The 10,466-nt window shown below is 65.1% G+C and carries 7 protein-coding genes and 5 tRNA genes; 6 read left to right on the top strand and 6 right to left on the bottom strand.

The features are described from left to right. The 3 genes from RI841_RS10610 to betI all read right to left on the bottom strand — a co-directional run. Positions 1 to 1,019, bottom strand: a 1,019-nt coding sequence (locus RI841_RS10610; protein ID WP_310705570.1) for a GMC family oxidoreductase N-terminal domain-containing protein, incomplete at its 3' end; no start/stop codon positions are given. Between the two features lie 175 nt (positions 1,020 to 1,194). After that, positions 1,195 to 2,664 (bottom strand): betaine-aldehyde dehydrogenase, encoded by a 1,470-nt coding sequence (gene betB / locus RI841_RS10605; RefSeq protein ID WP_310705569.1) that lies wholly within the window; start codon positions 2,662 to 2,664, stop codon positions 1,195 to 1,197. 12 nt (positions 2,665 to 2,676) lie between these two features. Continuing rightward, entirely contained in the window at positions 2,677 to 3,282 is a 606-nt protein-coding gene (gene betI / locus RI841_RS10600; protein ID WP_310705568.1) for a transcriptional regulator BetI, read from the bottom strand. 182 nt (positions 3,283 to 3,464) lie between these two features. Here betI and RI841_RS10595 point away from each other — a divergent pair, with 182 nt between their 5' ends. From RI841_RS10595 to RI841_RS10575, 5 genes are all read left to right on the top strand, one after another. Next, entirely contained in the window at positions 3,465 to 4,430 is a 966-nt protein-coding gene (locus tag RI841_RS10595) for a choline ABC transporter substrate-binding protein (protein WP_310705567.1), read from the top strand. A gap of 85 nt (positions 4,431 to 4,515) precedes the next feature. Continuing rightward, positions 4,516 to 4,592: transfer RNA gene (locus RI841_RS10590), tRNA-Met, on the top strand. A gap of 141 nt (positions 4,593 to 4,733) precedes the next feature. Further along, positions 4,734 to 4,809 (top strand) — tRNA-Asn (locus RI841_RS10585). Positions 4,810 to 4,869: 60 nt separating this feature from the next. Next, a tRNA-Asn gene (locus tag RI841_RS10580) sits at positions 4,870 to 4,945 on the top strand. A gap of 43 nt (positions 4,946 to 4,988) precedes the next feature. Further along, positions 4,989 to 5,064: transfer RNA gene (locus RI841_RS10575), tRNA-Asn, on the top strand. Positions 5,065 to 5,325: 261 nt separating this feature from the next. On the opposite strand, the gene RI841_RS10570 is transcribed toward RI841_RS10575, so the two are convergent. After that, positions 5,326 to 7,377, bottom strand: a complete 2,052-nt coding sequence (locus RI841_RS10570; protein ID WP_310705566.1) for a carboxy terminal-processing peptidase — start codon at positions 7,375 to 7,377, stop codon at positions 5,326 to 5,328. A 142-nt stretch (positions 7,378 to 7,519) separates the two neighbouring features. Here RI841_RS10570 and RI841_RS10565 point away from each other — a divergent pair, with 142 nt between their 5' ends. Continuing rightward, entirely contained in the window at positions 7,520 to 8,818 is a 1,299-nt protein-coding gene (locus RI841_RS10565) for a M18 family aminopeptidase (protein WP_310705565.1), read from the top strand. A 157-nt stretch (positions 8,819 to 8,975) separates the two neighbouring features. Here RI841_RS10565 and RI841_RS10560 read toward each other — a convergent pair. Together RI841_RS10560 and ychF are read right to left on the bottom strand one after the other, a co-directional pair. Beyond that, positions 8,976 to 9,052, bottom strand: a tRNA-Met gene (locus RI841_RS10560). Positions 9,053 to 9,108: 56 nt separating this feature from the next. Further along, positions 9,109 to 10,200 carry a redox-regulated ATPase YchF gene (ychF, locus tag RI841_RS10555; protein WP_310705564.1) on the bottom strand — a complete coding sequence of 364 codons (1,092 nt, stop codon included), beginning with the start codon at positions 10,198 to 10,200 and terminating at the stop codon, positions 9,109 to 9,111. Positions 10,201 to 10,466: the final 266 nt, after the last annotated feature.

Below are 10,466 nucleotides of genomic sequence, written 5' to 3'. Positions count from 1 at the left end.
CCCAGGAAGAGCCATTCGGCGCCGATCTTCGGCTGGTTCCACCACTTCAGCGCTGGGTAGAGGGAGATCGGCTGGGTGCACTCGTACTGGATGTACATCTCCAGATGGTCCTGGAGGTTGGCGCCGACGTTGTCGTTGACCTGCACCGGCGCGATGCCGAACTCGTCCAGGACCTCCTTGGGGCCCACGCCCGAACGCTGCAGGATCTGCGGCGAGGCGATGGCCCCGCCGCACAGCAGCACCTCGCGGCGGGCACGGGCCCGGCGCTCCCCGCCCTTGCGATTGCCCTTGAGAAAGTAGCGCACGCCCACGGCCCGTCTGCCCTCGAACTCGATGACATCGGTGAGGGCGCGGGTCTCGATGGTCAGGTTCGATCGTCCCCTGGCCAGGTCGAGGTAGCCACGGGCCGTGGAGGCGCGCCGGCCGTTCGGGGTGACGAAGCGGTCCATGGGGCCGAAGCCCTCCTGCTGGTAGCCGTTGACGTCCTCGGTCTCAGGGTAGCCGGCCTGCTTGCCCGCCTCGATAAAGGTGCGATACAGAGGGTTATTACCCTCTTTCGGGGTCGTGACACTGACCGGCCCGTCGCCGCCATGGTAGACGTTGGGGCCGATATCGCGGCTCTCGGACTTCCTGAAGTAGGGTAGGCAGTCGGCGTAGGTCCAGTCCTCGAGACCGGGGGCCTTGGCCCAGTGGTCGTAGTCCAGTGCGTTGCCGCGGATGTAGCACATGCCGTTGATCAGCGAGGAGCCCCCCAGCCCCTTCCCACGGCCGCACTCCATGCGTCGCCCATCCATGTGCGGCTCGGGGTCAGTCTCGAAGGCCCAGTTGTAGCGCTTGCCCTGCAACGGATAGGCCAGGGCCGCCGGCATCTGGGTGCGGAAGTCGAAGCGGTGGTCGGGGCCGCCGGCCTCGAGCAGCAGCACGCTGACGCCCTCGTCCTCGGTCAGGCGATTGGCGAGCACGTTGCCGGCCGAGCCGGCGCCGATGATGACGTAGTCGAATTCACGGATCTGGGACATGGTGTCTCCCGAGGCAACTTCAATACGGGGCTGTTCCGGCGGCAGGCCTTCGCGAGGGCGCTGTGAACCCATCCCTGGGCGCTACCGATGCCATCCCTGGCATAGGACCCTCGCTATGACCTGCCCCCGGCGCCCCGGGCAGGTGGGGTGGGCGAGGCAATAGGCGATGCTAGTCTTAGAAGACCGATTCGAAGGGACCCATCTCGATCTGCACCGACTTGGTCTGGGTGTAGTGGGCCAGGGTCTCGAGGCCGTTCTCGCGGCCCACGCCGGACTGCTTGTAACCGCCTACCGGCATCTCGGCGGGGGACTCCCCCCAGGTGTTGATCCAACAGATGCCCGCCTCCAGACGCTGAATCACCCGATGGGCGCGGTTGAGGCGCTCGGTGAAGACCCCGGCGGCCAGCCCGTAGTGGGTGTCATTGGCCCGGCGGATCACCTCCTCCTCGTCATCGAAGGCCAGGATCGCCATCACCGGGCCGAAGATCTCCTCGCGCACGATGCGCATCTGGTCGGTGCAGTCGGTGAACACCGTAGGGGCCGCCCAGGCACCTTTCGCCCGCTCGCCCTCGTCCCAGGCGTCGCCGCCGGCCAGCACCGTCGCGCCTTCCTGCTTCCCCAGCGCGATGTAGGAGAGCACCTTTTCCTGATGCTCGAAGCTCACCAGCGGGCCGAAGTTGACGCTGGGGTCCATGGGGTCGCCGGCCTTGATGCGCGCCATGCGCTCAGCGATCTTCGCCTCGAAGGCCTCCTTCACCGAGCCCTCGACGAAGACCCGAGTGCCGTTGGTGCAGATCTGCCCGCTGGAGTAGAAGTTGGCCATCATGGCGGCGTCGGCGGCCCGGTCCAGGTCGGCGTCGGCGAAGACGATCAGCGGCGACTTGCCGCCCAGTTCCATGGTCACGTCCTTGAGGGTGGAGCCCCCGGCGGCGGCCATCACCTTCTTGCCGGTATCTACCTCACCGGTGAAGGAGACCTTGTCGATGCCGGGATGCCCGGTCATCAGGGCCCCGACGCTGCCGTCGCCCTGAATCACGTTGAAGACGCCATCGGGGAGCCCCGCCTCGGTGAAGATCTCGGCGAGCCGCAGGGTGGTCAGCGGGGTGACCTCGCTGGGCTTGAAGACGATGGCATTACCGGCGGCCAGAGCCGGGGCACTCTTCCAGCAGGCGATCTGAATGGGGTAGTTCCATGCGCCGATGGCACCGATCACCCCCAGCGGCTCGCGACGCGTATAAATGAAGGACGTCTCGCGAAGCGGAATCTGGCTGCCCTCGATGGCAGGCGCCAGGCCGGCGTAATACTCGAGTACGTCGGCACCAGTGACGATGTCCACCGCGGCCGTCTCGCTGATCGGCTTGCCGGTATTGCGGGTCTCGAGCTCGGCCAGCTCGTCATTGCGGCTGCGCAGCAGCGCCACGGCGCGGTTGAGGATGCGGCCGCGCTCCATGCCGGTCATCGCCGCCCAGGCCTGCTGGCCCTTGCGGGCTGCTGCCACAGCGGTGTCTACATCGGCCTTGGAGGCCTGCTGCACCTCGGCAAGCCGCGTGCCGTCGAAGGGGTTGACCACGGCAAAGGTTTCGCCGGAGGTGGCGGTCGTACAACGACCGTCGATGTACAGGGTCTGGGTCTCAAGGGATGCCATGGTGGTCTCCATTCAGGAAGGGGAAAGGGTGTCTCGGGTGTCGAGCAGGCGATCGAGGTAATCGCGGGCCAGGCGACGTGCCTCGTCGCTGTCCAGGCCCTCGAGAGTCAGGGCGCCGCGCAGCCACAAGCCGTCGATCAGGGCGGCCAGGGCTCGGGCACAGGTGCGCGCCTCGTCACGGGGCATCACGCGGCGGAACTGGTAGCAAAGGTTGGCGTAGAGGCGCCGGTCGTTGACCAGCTGCAGGCGCGCCAGCTCCGGCTTGTGCATGCTGCTGGCCCAGAAGGCCAGCCAGGTCTTGGCCACCGGCCCGGTAACCTGGCTGCGATCGAAGTTGCCGTCGATGATGGCGCCGATGTGATCCCTGGGGCTCGTGGTGGTGAGCTCGCGACGCCGCGCCGCCACCGCTTCGCCCAGGGCGCTGAGGATCTGGCGCATGGTGGCTTCCAGCAGGCCGTCCTTGCCGCCGAAGTAGTGACTGATGATGCCGGCGGACACGCCTGCGTGTCGGGCAATACGCATCACCGTGGCTTCGGCGAGGCCGACCTCGTCGATCGCCGCCATGGTGGCCTTGATCAACTGCTGGCGGCGGATGGGTTGCATTCCAACCTTGGGCACCGTTGCTGGCTCCTTTCCCGAGGAATTGACCTTGCAACCACCACATGAAGCATGGTTACCATGTGCACAGCTTGCCATTTTTTTATTGAACGTTCAATCAATAAAGATTTGACAGACCACTTTACTGGCCGCTGGTGCTGCCACCGCGGCTATACTTGATGTCCAACTAGAGGAATGCCTCCATGTGCACCCGCAACCTGAATCGTCGCTTGACCCTGGGGCTCGGCGCCGTTGCCCTCGGCGTCTCCGTTTCGCCGCTGCAGGCCGCAGCGCCCGAGAGCTGTGAAATCGTGCGTTTTGCCGAGGTCGGCTGGACCGACATCACCGCGACTACCGCGCTCACCACCGAGGTGCTCGAGGCGCTGGGTTACGACACCCGTATCGACACCGTCTCCGTGCCGATCGCCTACCAGGGCATGAAGAATAACGACTTCGATGTCTTCCTGGGCAACTGGATGCCCTCCATGGCATCGATCAGCAATCCCTATATCGAGGATGGCGATGTTGATCGCCTGGCAGCCAACCTGGAGGGTGCCAAGTACACCCTCGCGGTACCGCAGTATGTCCATGATGCTGGCGTTACCTCGGTGGCCGATCTCGCCGAGCATGCCGAGCAGTTCGACAGCCTGATCCACGGCATCGAGGCCGGCAATGACGGCAATGCGCTGATTCAGCAGATGATCGATGACGACGCCTTCGGCCTTGGCGATTGGCAATTGGTCGATTCCAGTGAGGCCGGCATGCTCGCCGAGCTGAGCGCCCGGGTGCCGGAGGAAGAGTGGATGGTGTTCCTCGGCTGGGAGCCGCATCCCATGAACACCAACTTTGACATGGCGTATCTGGAAGGTGCCGATGACTACTTTGGCCCCGACCTTGGAGGTGCCACCGTCTACACCAACACCCGTGGCGGTTACGTCGAGGAGTGCGCCAACGTCGGTGCGCTGCTGGATAACCTCGAGTTCACTCTCGAGATGGAGAACCAGCTGATGGGTGAAATCATGGACGCGGGTACGGACCCCCGCGATGCTGCCCGTGACTACCTGCAGGCCAATCCCGGGGTTCTGGAGACCTGGCTCGAGGGTGTCGAGACCCGCGAGGGTGAGCCCGCGTTGCCGGCGGTCAAGCGGGCTCTCGATATCGAGGCGTGAGTGTCTGCGCGGGCTTGCCATGCAGCGGGTCCGCGTGCATAATCCCACCCCGTTGCCCGGCTACGGTCGGGCAATCTGTTGATAAGGCTACGTAGCTCAGCTGGTTAGAGCACATCACTCATAATGATGGGGTCCCCTGTTCGAATCAGGGCGTAGCCACCAGGACACACGAAAACGCCCGCCAGGTCTCGCCCTGGTGGGCGTTCTTCGTTGGATTCCGCTCCCCTCGCACAGGGGAGAAACCCAATTCCCGCTTGACCTTGCGAGTTCGATCCGTATACTACGCCACGTGCCTCAGGTCATTCCCCGATAGCTCAGTTGGTAGAGCAAATGACTGTTAATCATTGGGTCGCAGGTTCGAGTCCTGCTCGGGGAGCCAATTTCGCTTCTGCAGCGAAAGATCTCGTTTAGTAAAAGGTACAGTGCGGCATCCGGTCATTCCCCGATAGCTCAGTTGGTAGAGCAAATGACTGTTAATCATTGGGTCGCAGGTTCGAGTCCTGCTCGGGGAGCCAACCGCTCCTGACCTGCCGCATCCTCCGCATTATCCTGCATCGTTCCCCGATAGCTCAGTTGGTAGAGCAAGTGACTGTTAATCACTGGGTCACAGGTTCGAGTCCTGTTCGGGGAGCCAGGTCTGTCTGGCCATCATCGCCTCTTGCTGTTTATTCTCTTGCCGTTTCTGTCGTTCCGACGCTTCATCGCCCTCTCGCCGGGTGCCTGCTGGCGTACCTGAATCTGCTCGTCGCCTGACGGTCGCGTCGCCTGTGGTCTCGGGTCTACCGCACTGGCTGGCCTTCGACTCTCTTCATGACGAGGCGCACACGCAAAGACGCCGGGCCTTCAGGCCCGGCGTCTTTGCGTGTAGCTTCTTTCCCTTCCGGGAGGTTGAGAGTCAGCTGCGTTCCGCGTAGTGCCAGGTGCCCTCGAGCTGGGTGTAGTCGAGCAGGATCTGGGCCGCCTCCAGGATCTGGGCGCGGTCGACCGGCTCCTCCTCGCCATCCTCCTCATCGCGGGCATCGATCCACTCCTCCAGCGGGTCCAGACCAAGGGCGCGTCGCCGCTCGTTCTCCAGAGCGAGCTGCTCGGCCTCCTGGGCCTCCACCTCGCGCTGGCGCTGCTCGCGATTGAGGCTGACGCTGGTGTGCTGCTCGCGTAGACGGCTGGCCAACGTGGATTGCTGCTCGAGGTAATGGAAGTTCGGGTGCTCTGCGGCGCGCTCGCGGTGGCGACTGCGCAGCGTCTCCAGGTACTGGCGCGGCTCGCCGTAGGTGCGGTACTGCACCTCGCGCACCGTATCCCATTCCAGGGCGTTGTCGAGGCTGCTCTCGCCGATGAGCTCGGGGTCGATCAGGCTCGGGAAGCGGATGTCCGGCTCCACGCCGCGGTGCTGGGTGCTTTCCCCGGAGATGCGGTAGAACTTGGCTCGGGTCAGCTTGATCTCGCCGTGGCTGAGTTCATTGAGGGTCTGGACCGTGCCCTTGCCGAAGGTATCGGAGCCCACCACCAGGCCACGCCCGTAGTCCTGGATGGCGCCGGCAAAGATCTCGGAGGCCGAGGCCGAGAGACGGTTGACCAATACGGCCAGGGGGCCGTCGTAGAGGGTGCCGCTCTCGGTGTCGCCGTAGAGGCTGATGCGCCCGCGGGCATCGCGGACCTGGACGGTGGGCCCGCGGTCGATGAACAGGCCAATCAGCGAGTTGGCTTCCTGGAGGGCGCCGCCGCCGTTGTTGCGAAGGTCGAGCACGATCCCCTCAACGCCCTCGGCCTGAAGCCGCTCCACCTCCTTGGCCACGTCCCGGGTGGTGCTGCGGTAGTCCTCCTCGCCGGCCTGCCAGGCATCGAAGTCCACGTAGAAGGTGGGGATCTCGATCACGCCGACGCGGTGGGTGCCGTCGTCCCGCTCAACCTCGACGACCTCGCCCTGGGCGGCCTGGTCCTCCAGGTCCACGGTGTCGCGGGTGATCTCGATGACCTTGGAGCGCGTCATGTCGACGGCCTGGGCGGGCACCACGTCGAGGCGTACCACGGAGCCCTTGGGGCCGCGAATCAGGTCGACCACGTCGTCGAGGCGCATGCCCACCACGTTGACGATCTCCTCGCCCTCCTGGCCCACGCCGACGATGCGGTCGGCCGGTTGCAGGGCCCCGGCCCGCTCGGCGGGGCCGCCCGGCACCAGACTCGAGACCTTGACGTACTCGCCGTCGGCCTGGAGCAGGGCGCCGATGCCCTCCAGTGAGAGGCGCATCTGGATGTCGAAGGACTCACCCTGGCGCGGTGAGAGGTACTCGCTGTGCGGGTCGATGCTGCCGGTCACCGCGGCCATGAAGAGACCGAAGACATCCTCCTCATTGGTCTGGCGTAGACGCGACAGCTGTCCCTCGTAGCGCTGGCGCAAGGTGGCTTCTACCTGTTCGGCGTCCTGGTCGCTGATGGCGAGCGTCAGGGCTGCGTTCTTGAGCCGCTTCATCCACAGCTCGTTCAGGGCCGCCTCCCCGCCAGCCCAGGGGGCATTCTCACGCTCCAGCTCCAGGCGCTTTTCGCTGTCGAAGGCGAAATCGACACCCTCGTCGAGCCGGTCGAGCAGCCATTCGAAGCGCGACTCGGCGCGATCATGATAGCGCTGATAGAGGGCGAAGGGGCGTGCCAGGTCGCCGTCGAGCAGCGCCTCGTCCATGCCTGTTTGCAGGTCGCGGAAGGCAGCCACGTCGTGGTCCAGTAAGTAAGCGCGCTGGCCATCGAGGATGTCCAGGAAGCGCGAGTAGGCGCGCTGCGACCAGTCGTCATCGAGGCTGACATCCGCATAGTGGCCATAGCGCAGCGATTCGGCTACTTCCACGGCCACCTTGCGCTGGGCATCGCTCGGTTCGACGGTAGCCAGGGCCGGCGTGGTGGCCAGCAGTAGGGCCAGGGCCGCTGAGCGCCCAAGGGTGACTAACAGGCTCATCGATGAAGCACTCCCCGATTCGTGTACACTTGTTACCTATCCAGACTCCGCACCGGCTGACGAGTTGCATGGACCGAAACGTCATTGTATCAGCTTGGTCGTGCCACCAAGACCCCTGAAATGCCCGCAATAGAGGAATTCCATGTCCCAGGATGCCCGACTCGAGCGCCTGTTCGACTTCCTGCATCGATCCCCCACGCCCTGGCATGCCACGGCCAACATGGCCAGACGGCTGGAGGAAGCCGGTTACCGGCGTCTCGAGGAGACCGAGGCCTGGTCTCTCTCTCCCGGGGAGAGTGTCTACGTCACCCGCAACGACTCCTCGATCATCGCCCTGCAGCTGCCCCGCGAGCGGCTCACGGCGCTGCGCCTGATCGGTGCCCATACCGACAGCCCCGGTCTGCGCCTCAAGCCCAACCCGGCCCAGAGTGCCGCGGGCTGGCTTCAACTCGGCGTCGAGGTCTACGGTGGGGCCCTGCTGGCGCCCTGGTTCGACCGCGACCTGGGGCTGGCCGGACGGGTGCACCTGCGCCATGCCGATGGCCGCATCGAGGGCGTGCTGCTCGATGTCAAGCAGCCGGTGGCGATCATCCCGAGCCTGGCCATTCACCTGGATCGCGAGGCCAATAATGGCCGTGCCATCAACGCCCAGACCGAGATGGCCCCGGTCTTTTTGCAGGGCGGGGGGCGGCCCGATCTCGAGCGTCTGCTCGAGCACTGGGTCGCCGAGCAGCACGGCCTCGACGAGATCGAACTCCTCGACTTCGAGCTCGCCTTCCGCGACATGCAGCCGCCGTCACGGGTCGGGGTCGACGGAGAGCTGATCGCCAGTGCCCGGCTCGACAACCTGCTCTCCTGCTTCATCGGTCTGGAGGCCTTGCTGGCGAGCGACGGGCGCCAGGGCGCGGTACTGGTGGCCAACGACCACGAGGAGGTCGGCAGCGCCAGCGCCTGCGGCGCCCAGGGGCCCTTCCTCGGCGACGTGTTGCGGCGGGTCAGTGCCCAGCTCGGCGAGGCGGGGGAGGAGGGTTTCATCCGCTTGATCCAGGCCTCTCGGCTGATCTCCTGCGACAACGCCCATGCCCTGCATCCCAACTTCCCGGACAAGCACGATGCCGCCCACGGTCCGGTACTCAACGGCGGGCCGGTGATCAAGGTCAATGCCAGTCAGCGTTATGCCACCAACAGCGCCACGGCGGCGCTGTTCCGTGACCTCTGCCGCGCCGCCGAGGTGCCGGTGCAGAGCTTCGTGACTCGGGCCGACATGGGCTGCGGCAGCACCATCGGCCCGATTACCGCCACCGAGCTAGGGGTGCCGGCCCTGGACGTGGGCGTACCCCAGTGGGCGATGCACTCGATCCGCGAGACAGCCGGCGCCCGGGATGTGGAGTACCTGACATGGGTGCTTACTGCATTCTGCAATCGCGCCGAATTGCCCTGACCCCCTTAGCCACGGGCCTCGAGCTAGAAGCGGTGTGCTGGCAAAGGTAGGCTGGCTGCCCGATGCCCGATGCCCGATGCCCGATGCCCGATGCCCGATGCCCGATGCCCGATGCCAAAAAAGCCCGCCTGGCGAACCAAGCGGGCTTTTCGGTATCTGGTGGCTACGCCCTGATTCGAACAGGGGACCCCATCATTATGAGTGATGTGCTCTAACCAGCTGAGCTACGTAGCCGAACAACGGGGGCGTATTTTAAGGAATCCTCCCCGTCGGGTCAAGGCTTTCGCGGCTCAGACATTGAAGCGGAAGTGGATCACGTCGCCGTCCTGGACGATGTACTCCTTGCCCTCGAGGCGCCATTTGCCGGCATCCTTGGCGCCCTGCTCCCCACCCAGCGTGACGAAGTCCTCGTAGGCGATGACCTCGGCGCGGATGAAGCCTTTCTGGAAGTCGGTGTGGATCACGCCGGCAGCCTCGGGGGCGGTGGCGCCCACCTTGACCGTCCAGGCGCGAACCTCCTTCACTCCGGCGGTGAAATAGGTCTGCAGCCCGAGCAGGGCATAGCCGGCACGGATCACTCGGTCGAGCCCCGGCTCCTCCATGCCCATCTCGTCGAGGAACATGGCGCGCTCCTCGTCGTCCAGCTCGGCGATCTCGGCCTCGATCTGGTTGCACACCGGTACCACCATGGCACCTTCCTCGGCGGCGATCTCGTTGACCACGTCGAGGTAGGGGTTGTCCGCGAAGCCGTCCTCGTTGACGTTGGCGATATACATGGTGGGCTTGAGGGTCAAGAAGCCGAAGCTCTTGAGCTGATGCTTCTCGTCGTCGTCCAGGCCGAAGCTTCTCAGCGGCAGGCCCTCCGCCAGGTGGGGCTGTATGCGCTCGAGGGTCGCCTTGGTGGCGATGGCCTCCTTGTCGCCGCCCTTGGCCACGCGCACCAGGCGCTGGATGGCACGTTCGACGGTGTCGAGGTCGGCCAGTGCGAGCTCCATGTTGATGATCTCGATATCGGCGCGCGGGTCGATCTGGTTGGCGACGTGGATGACGTTGTCATTGTCGAAGCAGCGCACCACGTGGGCGATGGCCTGGGTCTCGCGGATATTGGCCAGGAATTTGTTGCCCAGCCCTTCACCCTTGGAGGCGCCGGCCACCAGGCCGGCGATATCGACGAACTCCATGGTGGTGGGCAGCACCTTCTGCGGTTTCACGATCTCGGCAAGCTTGTCGAGGCGCGGGTCTGGCATGGGCACGATGCCCACGTTGGGCTCGATGGTGCAGAAGGGGAAGTTCTCGGCATCGATGCCGGACTTGGTCAGCGCATTGAAGAGGGTCGACTTGCCGACGTTGGGCAAGCCGACGATACCGCAGTTGAAACCCATGGGATTGTCCTGGAAAGCGTGTTCGCGAGTGGAAAGTGGCGAGTATTCTACGGAAGCGCGGAGCGCCAAGCTACCAGCGCCAAGCGGCCAAGCGGCCAAGCGGCCAAGCGGCCAAGCGGCCAAGCGACGGGCCGAGGGCAATGCCAGCAGGAGGCGGCCCAAGACAGGAGCGTTCCGGGCATGGCGGCCCGTCGTCGGTCCCCTTGTAGCTCGGCGCTTTCAGCTCGGCGCTGTAAAACTGTGCAGCCGGTTCATGGCCTTCGCCC

It is taken from the genome of Halomonas sp., from assembly GCF_031581305.1.
Classification (GTDB): domain Bacteria; phylum Pseudomonadota; class Gammaproteobacteria; order Pseudomonadales; family Halomonadaceae; genus Halomonas.
Note: the sequence above shows the minus strand (reverse complement) of the source record. Positions and strands in the feature narration are given on the sequence as shown.

Excerpts from the sequence above, each read along its gene's own strand:
- ychF (WP_310705564.1), bottom strand. The coding sequence starts at position 10,200 with ATGGGTTTCAACTGCGGTATCGTCGGCTTGCCCAACGTCGGCAAGTCG.
- RI841_RS10565 (WP_310705565.1), top strand. The coding sequence starts at position 7,520 with ATGTCCCAGGATGCCCGACTCGAGCGCCTGTTCGACTTCCTGCATCGA.
- betB (WP_310705569.1), bottom strand. The coding sequence starts at position 2,664 with ATGGCATCCCTTGAGACCCAGACCCTGTACATCGACGGTCGTTGTACG.
- RI841_RS10570 (WP_310705566.1), bottom strand. The coding sequence starts at position 7,377 with ATGAGCCTGTTAGTCACCCTTGGGCGCTCAGCGGCCCTGGCCCTACTG.
- RI841_RS10595 (WP_310705567.1), top strand. The coding sequence starts at position 3,465 with ATGTGCACCCGCAACCTGAATCGTCGCTTGACCCTGGGGCTCGGCGCC.